This is a genomic window from Saccharothrix sp. (assembly GCF_031180885.1).
GTDB lineage: Bacteria > Actinomycetota > Actinomycetes > Mycobacteriales > Pseudonocardiaceae > Actinosynnema.
This window is the reverse complement of record NZ_JAPSLK010000003.1, coordinates 359,203-379,161: the sequence shown is the minus strand read 5'-3', so window position 1 is coordinate 379,161 and position 19,959 is coordinate 359,203. Positions and strand designations below refer to the sequence as shown.

General features: G+C 70.7%; 13 protein-coding genes and 1 pseudogene. 4 read left to right on the top strand and 10 right to left on the bottom strand.

The features are described from left to right. Position 1: 1 nt before the first annotated feature. From fxsT to RIN75_RS08160, 5 genes are all read right to left on the bottom strand, one after another. Positions 2 to 4,378 carry an FxSxx-COOH system tetratricopeptide repeat protein gene (gene fxsT, locus RIN75_RS08180; protein ID WP_309111184.1) on the bottom strand — a complete coding sequence of 1,459 codons (4,377 nt, stop codon included), beginning with the start codon at positions 4,376 to 4,378 and terminating at the stop codon, positions 2 to 4. Further along, complete coding sequence (locus tag RIN75_RS08175) at positions 4,375 to 5,370, bottom strand: MoxR family ATPase (RefSeq protein ID WP_309111183.1); 996 nt, start codon at positions 5,368 to 5,370, stop codon at positions 4,375 to 4,377. The genes fxsT and RIN75_RS08175 overlap by 4 nt, the downstream gene beginning before the upstream one ends. Next, a complete protein-coding gene (locus RIN75_RS08170) occupies positions 5,367 to 7,727 on the bottom strand; it encodes a hypothetical protein (protein WP_309111182.1) in 2,361 nt (786 codons plus the stop codon). The genes RIN75_RS08175 and RIN75_RS08170 overlap by 4 nt, the downstream gene beginning before the upstream one ends. Before the next feature lie 150 nt (positions 7,728 to 7,877). Further along, positions 7,878 to 8,690, bottom strand: coding sequence for a hypothetical protein (locus RIN75_RS08165; protein ID WP_309111181.1), 813 nt, complete (start codon positions 8,688 to 8,690; stop codon positions 7,878 to 7,880). Between the two features lie 5 nt (positions 8,691 to 8,695). Beyond that, positions 8,696 to 8,845, bottom strand: coding sequence for a hypothetical protein (locus RIN75_RS08160; protein WP_309111180.1), 150 nt, complete (start codon positions 8,843 to 8,845; stop codon positions 8,696 to 8,698). 218 nt (positions 8,846 to 9,063) lie between these two features. Here RIN75_RS08160 and RIN75_RS08155 point away from each other — a divergent pair. After that, positions 9,064 to 9,165 (top strand): annotated as a pseudogene (locus tag RIN75_RS08155) (beta-galactosidase); the annotation flags it as partial. Between the two features lie 208 nt (positions 9,166 to 9,373). On the opposite strand, the gene RIN75_RS08150 reads toward RIN75_RS08155, so the two are convergent. Beyond that, positions 9,374 to 11,812: an SdrD B-like domain-containing protein gene (locus tag RIN75_RS08150; RefSeq protein ID WP_309111179.1), complete on the bottom strand. Its 2,439-nt coding sequence runs from the start codon at positions 11,810 to 11,812 to the stop codon at positions 9,374 to 9,376. A 173-nt stretch (positions 11,813 to 11,985) separates the two neighbouring features. Here RIN75_RS08150 and RIN75_RS08145 point away from each other — a divergent pair, with 173 nt between their 5' ends. Then, positions 11,986 to 12,759 (top strand): hypothetical protein, encoded by a 774-nt coding sequence (locus tag RIN75_RS08145; protein ID WP_309111206.1) that lies wholly within the window; start codon positions 11,986 to 11,988, stop codon positions 12,757 to 12,759. Between the two features lie 7 nt (positions 12,760 to 12,766). On the opposite strand, the gene RIN75_RS08140 is transcribed toward RIN75_RS08145, so the two are convergent. Next, positions 12,767 to 14,089, bottom strand: coding sequence for a right-handed parallel beta-helix repeat-containing protein (locus RIN75_RS08140; RefSeq protein WP_309111178.1), 1,323 nt, complete (start codon positions 14,087 to 14,089; stop codon positions 12,767 to 12,769). Between the two features lie 63 nt (positions 14,090 to 14,152). Between RIN75_RS08140 and RIN75_RS08135 the strand changes: the two genes are divergently transcribed. Then, positions 14,153 to 15,316: a Dyp-type peroxidase gene (locus tag RIN75_RS08135; protein ID WP_309111177.1), complete on the top strand. Its 1,164-nt coding sequence runs from the start codon at positions 14,153 to 14,155 to the stop codon at positions 15,314 to 15,316. Between the two features lie 507 nt (positions 15,317 to 15,823). Continuing rightward, positions 15,824 to 15,988 (top strand): hypothetical protein, encoded by a 165-nt coding sequence (locus RIN75_RS08130; RefSeq protein ID WP_309111176.1) that lies wholly within the window; start codon positions 15,824 to 15,826, stop codon positions 15,986 to 15,988. 271 nt (positions 15,989 to 16,259) lie between these two features. Here RIN75_RS08130 and RIN75_RS08125 read toward each other — a convergent pair whose 3' ends face one another. The 3 genes from RIN75_RS08125 to RIN75_RS08115 form a co-directional block, all read right to left on the bottom strand. Beyond that, complete coding sequence (locus RIN75_RS08125; RefSeq protein WP_309111175.1) at positions 16,260 to 17,708, bottom strand: hypothetical protein; 1,449 nt, start codon at positions 17,706 to 17,708, stop codon at positions 16,260 to 16,262. A 92-nt stretch (positions 17,709 to 17,800) separates the two neighbouring features. Next, positions 17,801 to 18,976, bottom strand: coding sequence for an alpha/beta fold hydrolase (locus tag RIN75_RS08120; RefSeq protein ID WP_309111174.1), 1,176 nt, complete (start codon positions 18,974 to 18,976; stop codon positions 17,801 to 17,803). Positions 18,977 to 19,092: 116 nt separating this feature from the next. Next, the gene (locus RIN75_RS08115; protein WP_309111173.1) at positions 19,093 to 19,614 is read right to left on the bottom strand and encodes a hypothetical protein; all 522 of its coding nucleotides are present in this window, start codon (positions 19,612 to 19,614) and stop codon (positions 19,093 to 19,095) included. Positions 19,615 to 19,959 lie beyond the last annotated feature (345 nt).

The following is a 19,959-nucleotide window of genomic DNA, read 5'->3' as shown; positions in this document are numbered from 1 at the left end:
GTCACAACTGCATGGTGTCGGTGTCGCAGTTGGCGCGGGTGTACTGCGCGGCGGCGATGGTCGCGGGGTGGTCGTCACCGAGCACCCGACGGAACGTCGCCACGGTCTCCCCGTGCAGTTTGGCCGCACCGGTCTGGTCGTCGAGGGCGGCCCGGTCGATGGCCAGGTTCAGCGCCACCGCCAGCGTCGACGGGTGCTCCGGTCCGAGCACCCGGGTCGAGCGTTCGAAGGTGTCCTCGTCCAGCGCTTTGGCCTTCTCCCACTCGTGCTGGGCGGCGTAGTCGCTGGCGAGGTTGGTGGCCGCGACCAGGGTCCACGGGTGGTCGCGGTCGAACATGTCGGTGAGAATCTCGTGCGCCTTCTCGTCGAGCTCCAAAGCCTCTTCCAGCTCACCGCGCAACCGGTGGATCACCGCCAGGTTGAGCGCCGCCACGAGGGTGAAGGGGTGCCGGCGGTCCTTGCTGCGGAACTGCCGGAACGCCCGCCGCGCCCGGTCCAGCGCGCCGTCGAGGTCGCCCAGGTGCCGCAGGTCGGTCGACAGGTTCATCAGCGACATGATGGTGCCGTCGTCGGTGTCGCCGTTGCGCCGCCGGTAGCCCTCCAGGCATTCCTCGGCCAGGTCCTTGGCCCGCCGGTGCTGCCCGGCCTTGCGCAGCGACACCGCGAGGTTGCGCTGGGCACCGAGCACTCGGGTGTGATTGTCGCCGAGCACTTCTCGTTGGTACTGCAGCGCCTGTTCCTGCTCGCGGGCCGCCTCCAGGTAGAAACCGCGCTCTCGCAGGTCCATGCACAGGGCGTTGCGCGAGCCCTGCGTGTGGAAGTGCTCCACGCCCAGCACGGCCGTGCGGCGGCGCAGGTTCTCCTGGTCGATCTCGTAAGCCCGCTGGTAGTCGCCCATCAACCGCAGGCTGCCGCCGAGGTTGTGGGCGAACCGCAGCGTGGTCGGGTCTTCCTCGCCCAGCAGCTGCTTCGACTGCTGGTACACGGTTTCGGCCAGTTCCAGCTCGTCGCGGAACCGGCCTTCGCTGCGGCGATCGGCGGCGACCGAGTCGAGCATCTCCAGCATGCTCTCGTGGTCCTCGCCCATCGTCTCGACCAACAGCTGCCGGGTGCGCTCGTTGAGTTCGGACGCCTCGGCTGTTTTACCAAGCCGACGCAGGGCGATGCCTTGCAGTAGCGCCATTTTGAGCGTCGCCGGGTGCGCTTCGCCCAACGAGCCGGCGCGCGCCTTGGTGGCATCCGCGGCCAGGTCGCGGGCACCACCGAAGTCACCGGTGTTGAGCAGGTACTGCACGAGGTTGTCCACAAGGGACTGGACCCACTCGTCGGTGTCGTCGATCGCTCGTGACACGAGCGCGTGCGGCAGGAGTTCCGCGTAGCGGGGCCAGTTCGCGGTCGAGTTCGGGTCGCCCGGATCGCCGTGACCCAGCAGCACGTGAACCGCGTGGCGCATTTTTTCCTGCTCCTCCGGCGGAAGGCTGTTCTTCAACACGGTCTGCACCAAGCGGTGCAGCTGCAGGGAGTTGTTGCGGTGGTCGAGCTTGGCCAGGCTGTAGCGGCTGATCTGCCGCACCGCCCGGCCGAACTTGATCGGGTCGCGCAGTGCCAGACCGAGCTTCTCCGGCACCGGCGCTTCCCGCACGCCGCGGAACAGCTGCTGGGAGATCGGCTCCGGGCCGAAGAAAGCGCAGACCTGGAGCAGTTCCAGGGCTTCGAGGTGGTCCTTGCGCAACCGGTCCAGCGGGACGTTCCACACGGCCGCGACCACCGGTTCCTGGCCGTCGTCGGAACCGCCCGTGTTCAGCAGCTCCAAGCGGTTCTGCTCCAGCAACTCCAGGTATTCCGACACCTGCATGCCGGTGGTCGCGCGCCACGCCGCCGCCTGTTCCACGGCCAGCGGGAGGTCCCCCAGGGCCTCGGCCAGCGCGTCGGCTTCGACGTCGTCGATGTCACCGCCCCGGCGGTGCAGCAGTTCGATGCTCTCGGCCCGCGTGAACAGGTCGACCGCCACCGCGCGGGCGTGCCGGCCCCACTCGGAGTTGCGGGAGGTCACGACGATGTGCCCGGCGCCGGCCGGGAAGTAGTCGCGCACGTCCTGCGGGCTGTCGGCGTTGTCGAACACCAGCATCCAGCGCTTGGCCGGGTCGAAGGTCCGCAACGCCTCCAGCACGGCGGGCACGGCCGCGTCCGCGGCGCCCGCGGTGGCCACGCCGAGTCGTTTGGCCAGCTCCACGAAACTGGCTTTGATCTGCGCCTCCTGTTCGGAGGGGATCCACCACACCACCTCGTACTCCGAGGCGTGGCGGTGGATGTACTCGACGACGGTCTGGCTCTTGCCCACGCCGCCCATCCCGTGCAGCGCTTCCGGCAGCACCGCCGTGGTCCCGGACTCACCGAGCCGCTTGCGCAGCTCTTCGAGCAGCTCTTCCCGGCCGACGAAATCCGGGTTCCGGAGCGGTACCGGCCCCCAGATCTGCGGTTGGCGGGTCGGGCGCCGCTCGACCGCGGTCCCGTGCGTACCGGTTGCCACGTCCTCAACTCCTTGGGCAGCTCCCTGCGGCGCCCCGGTCGAACCCCCCAGGTTCGACTGGGTGTCGGTGGTAATCACTTGGTGGTCCCTGTCTTCGGCGAATGTAGGATCGTCCCCCGATACCCGCGTAACGTCATGATCGGGCCGTGGAACGTCATGTGCCGCAAGCGCTTCGGCGAGTTCTCGACCGCGTCGCGAGTAGCTTCCTGCGAGCGCGCGCAGTACGGCCGCCTGGACGCGCAACAGGGGAAGGCTTTCCGCCGAGATGCCGGGGACCGGGGCGTGTGCTGGATCGTCCAACACCGCACGCAGGTCGCGCAGCACGGGGAACTCCTCGCCGGCGTGGTCGGCCAGCACCCGTGCGACGCGCGCGGTGTCCAGGCGGCGGCCGGTGGCCAGAAGTTCTTCCCGGACTCCATTGTGGAACTCGTAGAGGATCGCGGCGCTGTCCGGATCGGACGCGGGGACGCGGCGCATCAACCCGCCCAGGACGACCTCGGCGAGCGTCGTCAGGTCCGAGTCGGGCAGCAGGACCCGCTGGACCAGCTTCATCAGCGGCGGGCTCAGCGGCGTCGCGGCGAGCAGACCGGCCAGGTGGAAGCTGTCGGAGGAGGCGTAGGTGCGGAAGCGTTGCACGCGCTCGCGCGCGGTGAGCCGTTCGGCGTCGTCGTCCACCGGGACGGGCTCGGAGGAGGGGACCACGAGGGTGGCCGTGGTTTCCACCCACGTGTCCGGTGTGGACACCAGCCGCGCCCAGCCCGACATCCACTCGGCCGACAGCGCCAGCACGGGCACGGGGACCGCCGGGCCGACCGCCGCCCCCGCCACTCGCAGCTGCCGGTTGGGCGCGCCGGGGCGTGGTGCGGACAACTGGAGCCGACGCGTCGAGATCCCGCCCCAAGACCACAGCGATTGGTTGAGGGTCTGGACGATGACCACCGGCATCTTCTGCGCCCAGTGGTGCAATGCGTGCCCCACAGCGCCGCTGTGCCACGCCTTGCCGATGGTGTCGGTCAGCACGACCACCAAGCGAGCACCCGTGGGGTCGACCACGTGCCGCCAGTCCTGGCGCACCCCGCCCTCGCTGCGCAGCGACAGGGCCGAGACGTGGGGGCTGCCGGTGTCCAATGTGGCCTGGCGAACGTCCCGGAAGGCGCCCTGCTGTTCGAGCACGGCCCGGAACTCGCGCGCGGTCTGCTGCCACAGGTCGTCGGTGACCGCGCTGTCGACCACCAGCGCGACGTCGAACCGCTGCGAGGGCGAGCCCTTCCACTCCGGGATCCACAGCCCGTCCTGGGCCGCCCGGACGGCGGTCTTCTCCTCGTCGACGACCAAGTCCCGGCGGGAGGGCCGGCGGCGGGACAGCGGGCGCAGGGCCCGTGCGATGCGCCGGCGTTCGGGCATGGCCGGCATGGTGGGCCACGCCGCCGCCGCGCGGGCGCCGTGCTCGACCACCCCCGCCTCGCCGGTGGAGGTCATGGTCACCGGGCCCGGCGTCCACTGCTCGAACGGGACGGGGTCGGGCACCTCGGGCGGCGGTTCGACGTCGAACGCGGAGGCGGCCTCGTCGGGTTCGGGGGAGTTGTCCGGCTCGTCGAGGCCCTCGGTTGCGGCCTGCGGTTCCTGAAACGGGTATGCGGCCTCGGTCGGCTCGACGTCCGGCGGCGCGAGCGGGCCCGCGGCGGGGTCGGCGTGCGGCGGGTGGATGCGGCAGGCCAGCCAGAGGGCGTCGCGCACCTCGCGGTAGTCCAGGTCGCGGGTGGACAGCCGGGCGAACGCGCCGTCCACCGCCTCGAAGCGCTGGAGCAGCACTTCGGGGGCGGCGCGGTGGTTGCCCGGCGCGCTCACATGGGCTCCCTGAGCGGGTGCCAGATCGCCGCGAGCAGGTCGTTCCAGTCGTCGTCGGGGGTGTAGGTGCCCGAGGTGGCCAGGCGGGTGGCGAGGTACACGGCGTTCAAGAGTTGATCAGCGGCCAGTCCGCCGACCTCGCCGGAACGCTCCAGGAACTGCGCGATGAGCCGGCCGGTGTCCGCGCGTTCCTTGCCGCCGAAGTGGGCCGCGACCATCGACGCGAGCTGCTCTGCCGTCGGCCGCTCCACGTGGTGCAGCAGCAGGCGGCGCAGGAACGCCGGGGGGAATTCGCGTTCACCGTTGCTGGTGATCACCACGATCGGGAACTCGCGGCAGCGGACCCGTCCGTGGCGCACGACCGCGGTTCGGCCGCGGTCCTCGGTCAGGACCGTGACCTCGGGCTGGATCTTGGCGTAGCGGACGAGTTCGGGGATCGCGAACTCGCCCTCCTCGAAGATGTTGAGCAGGTCGTTCGGGAGGTCGATGTCGCCCTTGTCCAACTCGTCGATCAGTAGGACTCGCGGGTGGTCGGACGCCAGCAGCGCGGTGCCCAGCGGGCCGAGGTGGATGAACTCGCCGATGTCGGTCGTGGACTCGTGTGCGGCGGCCTGCACGCGGGCGATGGCGTCGTAGTTGTACAGGCCGTGCGACAGCGTGGTGTGGCTGGTGATGGACCAGCGCAGCACCGGACCCAGCCCCAGTTCGCGCGCGATGAGGTAGGCCAGGGACGACTTCCCGGTGCCCGGACCCCCGGTGACCAGCAGCGGCCGGCGCAGGTGGATCGCCGCGTTGACCAGGGCGACCTCGTCCGGTTGCGGTCGGCGCGGGTGGTCGATGCCGCCCACCTTCCGGTCACCGTCGCCCGCGTCGTCGGTGGGCGGGGTGGCGTCGCCCTCACCCGAGAACTGCCGCCACGGCGGTGGTGGGGGCAGTTTCGCGATCGGCGTGGTGCGCCTGCTGCCGTCGCCCCGGTACACGTGCCAGTTCACCGGACCACCCCCTGCTCGACGGGGGGACCCGGCTGGTGCGGGATCACCGTCCTATTGGGATCGTCGTACACGCAAGCCAGGCCATAGCCGACATGCGCGTCCTCCCGCTCCGCGGTGAACGCCGCGATCCGCGCGTCCCGCAGTCGTTCCACCAAGTGCCGCGCGTCGTCGGTGCCGTGCACCAGCGCGTCGAGGTCGCGGGTGAACCGGCCTTCAGCGTCATGCCTGTTCCACAACACCAGGGGCAGGCCCGAGCGCAGGCCCACGGCCAGTTCGTCCTGGCCCAGCAGGCCCGGTTCGGGCGCGCGGCTGAGGACGAGCGAAACGGCGTCGCGTTGGCGGCTCAGGGTGCCCGCGAGCTTGCGCAGGCCGGCTTCGTCGTTGCCCGACCCGTGCACGCCGCACTGCGTCGCCACGCGGCCGGTGCGGGCCAGTTGCGTGACCAGACTGTCCCAGCGGCGCTTCCAGTCACGGGTGTAGCGGCTGCGCCGCATCCGGTCGGCCGAGCGACGAGCGACGTGGTACCGCCGGCCCAGGGATTCCGCGTAGGGGTGGTCCTCCCAGGGCCAGTCCTCGACGTCCAGGGAGACGAGCTCGGCCAGGTCCAGGACGAACTCGACGTGGATCTCCGGGTCCGGGTGCAGTGCGGCCCACCGGGTCTCGACTTCGTCCAGCAGGTGGGCGACGTGGTGCTTGGCCCCCTCCAGGGTTCCGGTCCACACCTGGCCGCGATCGGGTTCCCACGGCGACGGCTCGCCGAACTGGCGCCAGTCGACCAGCCGCAGCACCCCACCTGCCGGGCCGACCCGCTCGACGCGGATCACCAGGTAGCCCACCGGGCGGGTGCCTGCCGACGGCGTGGCGGGGGAGTGGGCGAGCTTGACCTCCTCGCGCACATCGAGCAGTTCATCGGCCACTCCCATCTCCAGCGCTCGGGCTCGCGTCCACTGACGCAGCTTGATCTTCAGCTCGGAATCCACCCGCAACGCGATCTGCTCGACGAACACCAGCGTGCGCGGAAGGCCGTCCGCGCGGGCGTTCAGCGATTCCAACGCGTTCAGTATTTCGGAGTAGCTGGTCTGCTCGCGCAACTCGGGAGCGGTCGGGCCACCGGAGCTTCGGTAGAGCGCACCGATCTCCGGGAGGACGACTCCCGCGAGCAAGTCCAAAAGCTCCGTCTTCTGTCGAGGGGTGAAAATGTCTTCGGCGAGGCGGACCGGCTGCATGTCTCCGACGACGCGGCGCAAGTGTGCCAGCGGTTCCGGTTCGGTCTCAAACGCTGCCACCACATCGAGGAGAGCTATCACCCGATGGTGGCTCGGTTCGCAGAGCTCGGCGAGGTCGCGGATGTTCCGCGCGGTGCCGGGCAGACCGCGCAGGATGATCTTTTCACCCAGGAGCACTTCGAGGCGCTCCACGACCATCACCGCCGTGGCCCCGTCGAGCAGGCACGGTAATCGTGAAAGCGCTTCGAGGAAACGGCTAGGGGTCGGCGGTATTTCCCGGTGGATTTCCGTCACGACCGGTCGGGGCGCGGCGTCCAGGCGGCGCAGGGCCACGTCGAGGTCCTCGACGCCGTGCGGCTCGGCCAGGCAGACGTGCGCGCACTCCCAGGCGAAGGACTGGACGTCCATGTCGGGCGAGAGTTGTTCGGCCAGGCGCGCGGGCAGCATGGCCAGCAGGCGCCGTCGGCCTTCCTCGTCGCGCACCGAGGGTTTGCCCATCAGGGTGTTGGCGACGTCCCTGGCCTGGTGGAAGGTCATGTGCTCGAAGCGGATCGCGGGCGGCCGGTCGACCCGGACGTAGGCGATGCCCCGGTATTCCTTGGCGGCAACGGCTACAGCGCGGTACAGGTCGGGCTCGGCGGCGGGCTCGTTGCGGACGGCGTCCTCGAAGAACCGCTCCGACACGATCACCGTCACCGGGTCGGTGGACGCCTGCTGCGCGGCCCGCGCCTGGTCGCTGTCGACCAGCCGGGTCGCGACGATGATCGCGGCGTTCGGACCTCCGTTCGGCCGCGCTTCGACGGGACCGCAGTGCAACGCGAGGCGTAATCGTATTCGTGCTTCATGAGCAGCCAACGCGTTGTGTCGCCGCAATTGTGCGGAAAGGCGGTGTGGCAGCCGGTCGACGAGTTGCGTCTCGGGAATGTGCGCCGGAACGAGGATCAACGCACCGTCCCCCCGGTCGTGGTACCGACAGGCGTCCAAATCGATACCCGCCTCGGCGAACGCCTGCCGCAACGCCCTGACCAGACCTTCCTGCACCTGCTTCCGGTGCAGGTCACCGCGCGCCGAGTCGCTGAACCTCTCCACGTCGACGACGAGGACCGCGTGGTGCAACGCCTGGACCGACAAGTCACACCACCTCAATCGCCGGAGAAGCAGGCAGTGTATCCACTAATGCGGCGCGATACACTCATTTCGGTGACGAGCGTCCATCCTACCCATGGGTCGCAGTCAGTGACTATGTCGCCGATCCGGTGACGGGTGGGCTACGTGCACTCGTCAAGTGGATTGCGAGCCATCCGCAAGTCTGTGCAACCTCCCCGCGCCGGCCCTGCCCCGCGGTCTCGGACTCGCTGCCGGGCTGGTCCGGTGGTAGGTGCCGAGCGACTGCGTCCACCAGCGATGTGCAACCGCCTTCCGCATGAGTGTGGTGCGTTGCAACTCCTGTCTCGGGATCGTTGTGGTGCTCAAGTCGGCCGCTTGAGGAGGTCCCGTGACGGACGGCGAACGCGAGTTGGTGCGCCGCTTCCTCGCGGGCGACGACGGGCGCTCCAAGCGATCGCCGACCGCTACGGAAGAGCGCGGCAGCGCGACCCGGTCGGGGAACTGGACCGGGCCGACCGGCGTGTGGTCGATGCCGACCACGACGTACCCGCGGCTCGCGAGGTCCTCGACGAGGGTCGTGCCGAGGAACCGGGAGTGCCCGCCGCCGGGCGAGTAGAGGACGACCGGTCGGCGGCCGGGCAGCGGGGTGGCGCGGGTGCGCGAGTGGGTGACGGTGCCGGCGAAGTCGGCGGTGCCGGGCGGGACGCCGGCGTTCCGGTCGTAGTGTGGCCACGGCCTGCGGAGGTGCCGTGCCCTCGACCCGTTCACTGCCGCCGGGTACCACAGCGACGCCATGAGCTCGCGCGGGCGGCTCGTCCACGGGTCGGTGCGGTCGTGGTCGACGAGGTGCAGTCCCGTCGGCCCGACCGGGTACGGCCCGGTCGGGCCGGGCAGGGTCGACGCGACCGGTTCGGTCGCCGCCGCGGACGCGAGCCCCACGGCCGGCGCCACCACCGTCAGCGCGGCGCTGATCGTCAGCTTCTTCATGCCGGTCAGCGTCGTCGGAACACCGCACGTCGGACCTCGGAGATCGTCGCCCCGGTGAGACCGGTCGCCTCGGCCAGTTCCACCCGGCTGATCGTCCGCGCGGCCCTGATCACGTCCAGCACCAGGCCGCGCGTCTTCGACCGGCTCGCCCACACCGGGCTCCTCGCGACGGAACCTCCTCACTCCGTGCCTTCGCCAGGTCACTTTGCTTACGGTTGCAGTGGTCGGCTGCTCACCATGCATACCGGGGGAGCCCTCTTGATTTCAGGCCGCAACAAACCCCCTTGTCCTGTGTGGACTATGGCGGCGCGGATCAGGTCTTTGGCGGTCATCGCGTCGCATTCGCCGCGTCGGTTACGACCGGTACTCGTTCATGATCGACGGCAAGCGGTTGTACCTGTGGTCGGGAGAGTTCCACCACTGGCGGCTGCCGAGCTCGGACCTGTGGCGTGACGTGCGGCAGAAGATGAAGGCTTCGGGCTTCAAACGCCACGCGGACGTGGGTGCCGTTACCGGATCTGAGCACCGCCCGGACGTTCTCGCCGAACGGGCCGCGGTTTCACCGCCGGGTTCCATGGCGGGTCGTTCGACTACCGGTCGCGGACTACGACCTGGAACGCCGACGGCCGGACACATGGTCTGCCCGCCCGCGAACTCCGGATCGCGGGCGGGCAGACGTGATGTCAGTCCTGCTTGGCGCGGCGTCTCCGGCTCGCGAACGCGAGTGCCGTGCCCGCGCCGAGGGCCAGGACGCCGAGGAGGATCACCCACGGCAGGCCGGAGGAAACACCGGTGTTGGCCAGCGAACCCGGGTGTTTGCCGGTCGGGGCCGGGGGCGGTGGTTCGGTCGTCGTCGGCGGCGTCGTCGGCGTCGTGGTCGGCTGGGTTTGTGGGATGTACACGCCGGCGTCGATCGTGTGATCGACTTCTCCGGGGTTGGCCGGCGCCGTGACGGGCGCGTACCCGTTGCACAGCTGCCCGGTGGTCGGCGGGACCACGTTGTTGTCGTGCACCCGGTCGCTGCCGACCACCGGGAGCGTGAACCTCAGCTCGGCGGCGGGCGGCTGGTTCGGCACGGTGCTGGTGTTCGCGGTGCAGACGTTGAACTGCACCGTGTACTCCGCGCCCGGTGTGAGTTCGTAGGCGGCGCCGACACCACCGAAGTAGTACTCGCCGGCCGCGTCGGTCTTGGTCGTGGCGACCTGCTTGCCCGTGGCGTCCAAGAGGTTGATCGTCGCACCCGGCAGCCGCACTTCCGCCGGGTCCTGGATGCCGTTGTGGTCGCCGTCGAACCACACCAGGTTGCCGATCTGGATCGGCGCGTTCGCCGCCTGGTACGCGATGGCCCCGAGCCCGCCGGCCTTGCCGAACCCGTTCTGGCCCCGACCGACGAACTCGTAGGCGTTGGCCGAGGGGTTGTGCCCCGGCCCCTCCCCGGTGGTGATGTCGTAGTAGCCGGTCCCACCGGTGGCGATGTGGATGGTCGGGTCCATCTGCGTGCTGATGACCCATTGCTGCTGCGGGATGTAGGCAACCGACCCTTGTGCGGCTTCCTGGTGCGCCGCGCGCCCCGCGGGGCCCTCCAGGGAGAAGTAGTCGCCCGGGAAGTACTCGACGACGCCGCTGTTCTGATCGCCGTCGTCGATGCGGGTCGTGTGGTCGGGGCAGTTTCCGGTGCCTTCCCAGGAGTATCCACCGGCGGGGTTGACGCAGGCCATGTTGATGTCACCACCGGAGAAGCCGTTCTCCGTGGTGTTGTCGCCCGGCCGCGGGTCCAGCCCACCCCAGCCCACCACGTCCACGAACCGGTCGCGGAAGCCGAGGATCATCGACCCGTCACGTGCGAAGGCCAGGCTGGCCAGTTGCGGCTGGGGATCGACCATCGCGCCGTTGCGGATGTCGTGCTGGTCCCAGGTCGACAGGTCGGTGTTCCACGGGTTCCAGTGGTTGACCTGAGCGGGGCCGGAAACGCTGGTGAGGACGTCACCGCGCTCGAAGTCGAGCGGCTGGGTCAGCACCGTGGTGAATTGCGTGCCGTCGTAGGTGTAGACGACGGCCTTCAGGTCCGCACGCTTCTGCGTGCTTTCCGCGCTGCACACACCACCGACGTACAGGGTGCTGTCGTGTGCGGTGACGGAGAACGGCCGCCAGTCGGTGGGCGCCGCGCAGCCGGGGTCCGGGACCGGGATCGTGGCCCGGGGCACCGCGGCGGTGGCCCCGGTGGCGTCGAAGCTGACCAGGGTTCGGGTCAACAGGTTCATCGCGTACAGCGTGGTGCCGTCCTCCGACAGGGCCAGGCCGCCGATGCTTTCCTTGCCCGGTACGTGGACGAACCCGGCGTCTTTGATCATGTTGTCGGTGTCGTGGGGCGTCACCGCGGCGCCGGGCACCTTCGAGAACAGGGTCGGCGCGCCGCCGCCGTCGACCGGGACGGTGTAGATCGCGTCCCCGCCTTCCGGCCCGTACAAGGCGTGCCGCCGGGCGAACGCGCTCTGGAACAGCCGCTGCCGGTACTTGTCGTAGGCCAGCCCGAACGTCGTGCCCACCTGCTCCTGGGTGGCGAGCGTGGTCGGGCACTCGACGTCGTCCGGACACGTGCCGCGGGTGTTCACCCCGAACGCCACCAACGCCCGGGTGTCGGTCCCGCTGTCGCTGTTCTGGACCGGCACGAAGTACCGGGTGTCCGGGAGCGTGTAGTGGGCGGGGTTCCAGACGCCGGTGATCACCGAGTCGTCCTTGCCGTCCGACACGTCCACGAACGTGGTGAAGCTGTCGAAGTGGTTGGCCGCCGTCGAAGCCGGGGCCGCGCGTAAGTAGTCGCTGTAGGGCTCCGGAACGGTGACGTCGACGCGGTAATGGCCGCCGGTGAGCACGGTGGACGGCGGCACGACGACCTTCCCGGTGGCGTCCGTGACGCCGGTGACGCGCCGGCCCGCCGGGTCGGAGATCTCGACGTGCATGCCCCGCTGTGGCACGTCCATCGTCGTGTTGATCACGCCGGTGCCGAAGAAGTCGCGCAACACCTGGACCGTCAGCGTGCCGTCCGTCGGCGATGCGGCGGCTGTCCCCGTCGTCGCCCCGGTGACGGCGCTGCTCGTCAGCAACAGACCAGCCAGCCCCACTCGCGCCAGCCCACCTCTACGCGTCCGGGTTGTCCGGCTCATCGCTGTCCCCCTGTGGAAGTGGTCGTGAACCGTTACAGGTAACCAGAACCGCGCCGCACCGCGTGCGAGGCGATCGGGTGAATCACGGGGGTGAATGACCGAACCTGTTAGCATTCCGCCGCGTGCGGAGCATGCGAACCCGGCAACGCCTCCCGCAGCGCAATTGGTTGCGGCAGCGCTGGTTGGTTGTCGTCGTCGGCATCGCGGTTGCCGCAATAATCGGGGTTGCCGCCTTTTTCGTCATCGCCCCTGATCCCGGCCCTGCCGGTCCGCGTGCGTTGACCTCGGACGAGGCGAACCGGCTGGCGATCGCGCGGTTCCGCAATTACGAGGCGGGCGGCCGCGCGGTGACGATCACCGTGCCGACCACCGCCGGTGGGCTGGTCATCACCGGGTCCATCGACTACCGGGCCAAACTCGGTTATGGGGTGGTGCACGGCACCGGCCGGGATTCGTCCGGCAACGGGCTGATCCAATGGGACGCCACCACGGTGTTCTTCCATCCCATGGCGAATGTCCCGGCGGAGGCACCGGCATCGCCGCCCGGCTCGGATTGGCATCGCCGTACGCTGCGGACGTCCGGCAGTTCGCTGGACAGCTCGTTGGCCATAGCGCTCAACCTCGGCAGCGACCGGCCGGACAACGCCGAACTGCTGCCGCAGAACGGCGCCGCCTGGGTCGGTCAGGACGAGGTGGGCGGCCACCGGGTGGACGTCATGTCCGGGCCCGCCGCCCGCGGCAGGCCCGGCACCGCGGGAAACGTCCGCTACTGGGTCGACTCGGACGGCACCATGCGCCGGGTCCGAGCCGACGTGGCTTCCGAGCCCCAGCCGGTGGTCATCGACTTCGACACCCAGGACTACGTTCCGGTCCAGCCGGCGCCCGGAGTCACCCCGACGCGGTAACCGCCGCTCAGGATGTCCGCACCAGCGCGCGCTCGGCGAGCAGCGACGCCGACGGCAGCGCGATTCGCGCGATGTCCGGTAGCGCGGGAGCCGCCGGGACGGCGGTGGGACCGGCTGTGGTGGCATTCGGGAACTGCGGCTGCGGGGCAGGCGCGGCGACGTCGGTGAACGGGATACCGCGAGGTGGTGTCGGTGCCGCCCACGTGCCGGACGGCGACAGGTCGGCGACCGGGCAGGACGCGGTCGTCGCGAGCCGAGCGGGCACCGTCGTCGCGAGATCGTTGCCGCGCAGGCAGTTGCCCCGTCCCACGGTGGCGGCGGGGAACGTCCAACCGACGTCGACCCCGTTGGCCGCGAACGCGTTCTCCACGATCTGGTTGCCGTTGGGCGGTATGTCGGCGGTCGCGGTGATCACCAGCCCGGCGTTGGCGTGGTCGGCGATCCGGTTGCGGACGAACCGGTTGTCGCTGCCGCCGTCGACACCGATGCCGATGCCCCATCCGCCGTCGGCCTGTTCGGGGGTCGAGGCCTGCTGGTTGGTCGCGATCAGGTTGCCCGCGACGACGGCGTCCTGCTGCGGGAGCAGCTTCTCCTGGTGGTCGGAGCTGGTGGTGAGCCCGACCCGGTTGCCGACGAAGCGGTTGCCGACCACGTACATGTCCCCGCCGGCGTTGGTGCCTTCGTAACCGACGGCGTTGAGTTCGGCGATGTTGTCCCGCACCACGATGCGACAGGGCTTGCACTGCCCGACGTAGATCCCGGAGTCGGCCGAACCCGACGCGTACGAGTGCTCGATCACACCGTCCTGGGCGGAGAACGCATAGATCCCGTACAGGCCGTTGCGGGTCGCGGTCACGTGGGAGACCAGGAACGACTTCAGGAAGGTGACCGGCTCGTCGCCGGTGTCGTAGCCGCCGTGCCCCGGTGTGCCGGTGGCCGCCGTCGCCGAACCTGTGACCAACACCCCGTTCTGCGTGTTGTTCCGCACGGTCAGGTTCTCCACGGCCACCCCGGGCGCGGTGACGACGACGCCGTTCGGCTGCCGCAACCGCCCGTCGATGACGACCGCGTCCCGAGACTCGCCGCGAAGCGTCACCTGAGGTGTGTCGACCTTGACCGACTCGTGGTAGACGCCCGGCGCGACCAGTACGAGGTCACCGGGCTGGGCGAGGGACACGGCGGCGGAGATCGTCGGGGCGTCGGCCGGCACCCGGATCGTCACGCGCGTTCCGTCCGGTCGACTGCCCGTGCCTGGTCCGTCGTCGTCGATGCCGCAGCCGGCCAGTGCGAGAACCGGCACCGCCACGACGGCAAGACCGAAACGAAGCATGGGCCCAGTCTGGCAGATCGCCGGATTCGCCTGTGGGAGGGCGATTCTGGCACGCTCCACATCGTGCGCCGAGCCGAAGACCACCCGTCACGCCGCGCTCTGCTCGGTGCCGGCGCCGCCGTGCTGGCCGCCGGCCTCACCGCGGGATGCGAACCGGGTCCCGCCCAGCCGGACGGCGACATCCCCGCGGCGTTCACGCCGGTGTCACCGACGGGACCTCATCAGGCGGGCATCACGCTCCCCCGTGAAGCCCAGCCCAACCTGCTGGTCGTGGTGGCCGACATCGCTGACGGCGTGGCGGTCGGCCCGCTGCTGGCCGAACTCGGCGAGGCCGTCCGGGCGCTCACCGCCGGGACCGACGCGCGGCTGCTGGGCCTACCGCCGGGCGATCTCACCGTGACGATCGGGGTCGGTCCCCGACTGGTGCGCATGGCCGAACCTCCTTCATCCGACACAGCCCTGCCCGGGGCAGTGGACCTCCCGCAGTTCTCCCACGAGCAGATCGCCCCGCAGGCACGTGGTGGCGACCTGCTGATGCAGCTCTGCGCCGGCGACGCGGTCGTCCTGTCGATCGCCGCCGCGGCGCTGCTGGACCAGGCCGGCGACCGGGCACGCGAACGCTGGCGGCAGTCCGGACGCCGCGGTGCGACCACGCCGGTGGACCAGGGCCTCACCGCGCCGCGAAACGTGTTCGGGTTCATCGACGGCATCGTGGGCCCGCACACCACCGACCAACAGCGACGAGACCTGTGGCTGACCGGACCGGCACCGGTCGCCGGCGGCACCATCGCCGTGCTCCGCCGCATGGAACTCGACCTGCCGCGGTTCGCCGCATTGCCGGTGGCCGCCCAAGAGGCGGTGTTCGGTCGGCAGCGGGACACCGGCGCGCCCCTTTCCGGCGGCACCATCTCCGCCGACCCGGACCTCGGCGCCAAGACGCCGGACGGGCGCTACCTCATCCCAGCGGACGCCCACCTCCGCCGAGCCCACTCCAGCGTGGTCGGCGTCGGCCTCATGCTGCGCCGCTCCTACAGCATCGACGAACCCGCACCCGGTCTGATGTTCATCAGCTTCCAGAACGACATCCGTACGTTCACCAACACCCTCACCCGGATGGAGAACGGCGACGCACTGCTGCCGTTCACCACCACCACCGCCAGCGCGAGCTTCCTGATACTCCCCGGGTTCGACCGGGACCGCCCGCTTGGCGCGACGCTGTTCCGCTAGAGCACGCCGAGTTCGTCAAGCCCGCATCCGCGCGTTCTCGCGGCTGTGAAAGGCGCAGTGCCGCCTCGTCGGTCAGGGCGAGGCCGCCCAGCCGGATCACCTCGTCGCGACCAGCAGGCGACAGGGAGGCGAGCCGGAGACGGTCCGCTGTGTGGACGTCGGTCGCCGAGAGGGCGTCGATCAGCCCGGTGAGCACCCGGTATGCCGCGTCTTTCATGATCCGCCGCAGCCCGTGCACGGCTCGGTAGGCGCTGCCTTCGAGGGAGGATACGCCTCGACAATCCGGCCTTCCGTGTAGATCGACGCCTCGCCGGAAGGCAGCGCCTGCAACGCGCCGCAGGCCGTGGCAACCGCGAGCGCGGCGTCGTCCGCCGAGATCCGGTGCACTCTCGCCATGAGATCCAGGCCGATCGAGATACGGGCCGGATTCCCGACAGCAGGTGTTCGGCGGCCGAGTGCAGCGCCTCGTGGACGTCCAACTGACGGCTGCCGTCCAGCAGTCGGTGGATGTCGTCGAGCAAGCCGATCGCAGCGAGGTTGAACAACCTGCTCTCGTGCCGCATCGCCGCTGAGCGCACATGCGCCGGCAAGACCTCCGGGTTCGTCGACCGGCCACTGGACGGGTTCGCCGCGCTGCGGCAGCGACGGGAGATCGCACGTGCTGCGCGTTGACTCGGGAACGGTGAGCGGGAGCTGTCGGCGTGAACCGACGGCTTGAGGTTGCGTGTCTGCCGGAGCGGGTGTTGGCCGCGACACCGCGGTGTCCGGGGCTCGTGATGACGGCCGATCACGGGCGGCCGGGTATCTGCGGAAGTCACTCGGGTGGCGGCGCGGCGAACCGACCTGGCCGTCTGCCTCCGCTGACCCCGGCCGCCCGCGCGCGGCGCCGGGCGCGCAGCAGCGGCCGGCGGGTGCCCCCTGGTCACCCGCCGGCCGGCCCCGGTCAGACCGCGGTCGCGGTCGCGGTGGCGGTCATGGTGTAGCGGCCCGTCTGGTCGAACGTGACCGTGACGGTCTGCTGCGCGTCGTCCAGCAGGCCGGCGTGGGTGAACAGGAGCACCCGGAAGCCGACGACGTCGTCGGGGTCGAGGCCCGCGAAGAAGTCCTCCAGCACGTTGCCCTCCTCCAGGATCGCCTCGCGGACCTTCTGCGCGATGCGCTCGCCCAGCGCGGCCTGGTCGTCCGGGCTCGGGGTGGCGTTGCCGACGCCCAGGGTGGGGATCAGCTCGTCCAGCGCCCGCTTGACCTCCGCGTTGAACGCCCGGTGACCGGCCTCGGCCGGGTCGTCGGCGACCAGGTCCTGCTCCAGCAGCACCGACACGCACCCGACCACCCCGGAGATCCCGCCGACCAGCGAGTCCCGCAACTCCGGGGGGAACGGGATCAGGTCCAGCACCGGCGTGAACCGGCCGACCGCGTCCGGGATCGGCACGACCTGCCCCGCGACCACCGGTCCCGGGCCGAGGTTGCCGTGGCTGCCCGGGTGGGTCAGCACCGCCGCCGTGCCGCGCAGCCGCAGGTCCGGCCCGAGCGACACCGTCGTCCCGTCGATGGTGAAGACCGCGTTCCACAGGTACGGCCGGTCCCCGACCTCGGTGGGCGTCACGCAGGTGAGCTTGTCCAGGTCCAGGGTGATCCGCCGCCGCCGGGCGAAGTCCGCCGGCACGGTCGCGGTCGCCGCGCCGCGCACGGTCCAGTCGCCCGGCACGCCCTCGTCGAACCGCTTGCTGAACGGCTGCGACGGGTCGGCCACCAGGCTCGCCTCGGTGAACACCAGCACGTCGCTGCCGATGGGGTCGTCGGGGTTGAGCACGAGCCCGGAGTTGGCGAGGATCGTGGCCCGCACCCTGGCCGAGATCCGCTCGGTGATCGCCGCCTTGACCTCCTCGCTGATGGTGAACGGGTTGGTGCCGGGGTTGGCCGGGTCGATGACGATGCCGTCGATCACCTTGCGCAGCTCGGCGGTGAACTGCTCGACCAGCGTGTCGTAGCCGGCCAGGACGGAGGCGTCGCTGAGGCCGTCCTCCTCGTTGAGCACGTAGACCATGCCCACGACGCCGGACGCGCCGCCGACGACCAGCTTCCCGAGGTCGCCGGGCAGCGGGATGGGGCGCAGGGTCGTGGCGAACCGGCCGACGGAGTCGGGCACCGGCTTGGTCTCGCCGTCGCGGATGGGGGCGATGTTGCCGTGGCGGCTCGCGGTCCGGCGGACGATCGGGTCGCCGCGCAGCACCAGCTTCCCGTCGGCTCGGGCCACGATCCGCATGGTCGTGCCGTCGACCTGGAACGGCACGGTCAGCAGGTACGGCTCGGCCGCGCCGAGCCCGCCGTTGCGGGTGGCGGTCACGGAGGACACGTCGAGCACGACGGGCAGGTTCGGAATGGACGCCATGATCAGCTCCTTGTCGTGGGAACGAGTGGAGCGACAGCGTGCGGCGACCGGGTGCGGCGGGGCTTGGAGTTCCCGTGGAGGTCCGGTGGGGATCAGGCCGGGCCGGTGCCCAGGAACCGCTCGACCTCGGCCAGGAACACCGGCCACGCCGGCTCGTCGGCGGTCAGGACGTGGTTGCGGCTGGGCAGGATCCGCAGTTCGCTGCCGGGGACGAGCGCGGCCAGCTCCTGGGCCTGCGAGCACGGGACGCGCAGGTCGCCGCGCGAGTGCAGGATCAGCGTCGGGCACGCCACGCGCGGCGCGAGCGCGGAGACGTCGATGCGGGCGAACGCGTCCAGGAAGCGCACCACGTTCGCGGTCGACGTCGTCTCGCGCTGGAGGTCGTTGAAGGCGTCCCACGACTCGCGCGTGCCGTCGGGCAGGAACTGGGAGGCGAACACCTGGCGGAAGGTCGGGTCGTCGCGGCGCCACCCGATCCGGCCCAGCTGGAGGTCCAGCTCGGCCTCCTCGCGCTCCTCCGGCGTCCGCGCCCGCGCCAGGCGGCCCCGGCAGTACGCGCCCACCAGCACCAGCCGGGACACGCGCTCGGGGTGCCGGACCGCGTAGGCGATCGCGACCGCCCCGCCCTGCGAGACGCCCAGCAGCGGGAACCGGTCCAGCCCGGCCGCGTCCACCACGGCCTCCAGGTCGTCCACCCAGGCGTCGAAGCCGAAGTCGGCGACCTCCCAGTCCGACAGGCCGCAGCCGCGCTCGTCGTAGCGGACCAGCCGGTGCCGGCGGGAGAGCCCGTCGAGCCAGTGCGACCAGATCGGGCACGCCCACTCCAGGTCCAGGTGGGTGAGCCAGTTCGCGGCCTTGACCAGCGGCGGACCGGCGCCCGAGGTCGCGAACGCCACCCGCACCCCGCCCGAGGACGTGCAGTACCGGATGTGCTGGGTCCGGTCGACGGGTCCGTCCCCGTCGGGTTCGGCGACCTCGGCGACGAACCGGTAGCCCACGCCGTGCACCGTGGCGACGACGCGCTGGCTGTTCCCGTCGTCGCCCACGGCGCGCCGCAGGCTCTTGACCCGGCTGGTCAGCGCGGAGTCGCTGACGAACCGGTCGCCCCACACGGCGTCGAGCAGCTCGGTCTTGGCCACCACCCGGTCGCGGTGCTCGATCAGGTGCACCAGCAGCGTGAACACCTGCGGTTCGAGGTGCACCCGGTCCCCACCGCGCCGCAACTCGAACCGGCGAGGGTCCACCAGGCAGTCTCCGAACCGGTACACCGTCCGCTCCACCGGCGATTCGACCTCAATGCTGTGCTACCCGGTTGTCGCCCGCGGCCGACCGGGCGTTTCGGCCGGCTCCAGGAAATCTCCACGCCGACCGACGTATCCAGCGGTCAGAGGCCGATCGTGACACTGCCGGCGGCCGTCAGCCGGGACACGCCCGTGGTGGCGCACGCGGTCGGGTCGGGCTGCGCCCCGAGGCCGACGGACTTCGCCGGGTCCGGGGTGAACGTGCCGGAGGTGATCGACCCCACGGCCACGACCTGGATGTTGCCACCGACTCGGGTGGCGGTCCGGTTGTAGGAGAAGGTGCTGGGCGCGATCGCGCCGTTGGTCCAGGTGAAGACCCGGATTCCGCTGCCCGGGGAGAGCGTGCCCGAGCAGGTCGCGCCGGTCACCGTGCCCGACTCGGCGTAGCTGCCGGTGGAGGCGGAGGAGCTGGTGCAGTTGAACAGCTGTCCGCTGACGTGGAACGTGACCGTCCGCGGGGTGTCGGTCAGCGGCGGGTCGTAGGTGATGACCTCGCTGAGGACGCACTCCTGGTCGACCGCCGCGTGCGCCGTGGCGGGCGCGACCAAGCCGACCACCACCAGGTGCAGAACGACGATCGCGAGCGCGGTTCGGATGTGCCGCATGACGAGCCCTTTCCAGTGGGGGTGGGGACGTGACCGGGCGTGCCCCCGTCGCGGGGAACACGCGCGGTCAGTCTTGGGAGCCGGCAGTCGGGCTGTCGATGACACGAACGTGTGACACGGGCGCGGCAGCCAGATGCCCGTGGAGCCGACGCAAGCTGGGGCAGTCTTCGGACATCCTTCCAACTCGGCGCCGGCGCGTGGTGGGCTTCGTCGACCATCAGAACGGCCCGGTGTCAGCGGCTTCGCCGATCAGAAATCCTCCGCCACGTCGTCAGTTCTGGTAGCCCCTCTCACCGGTGGAAGGATTGACGACCATGACCGACGCCAGGCCGCCGGGCGCCGACG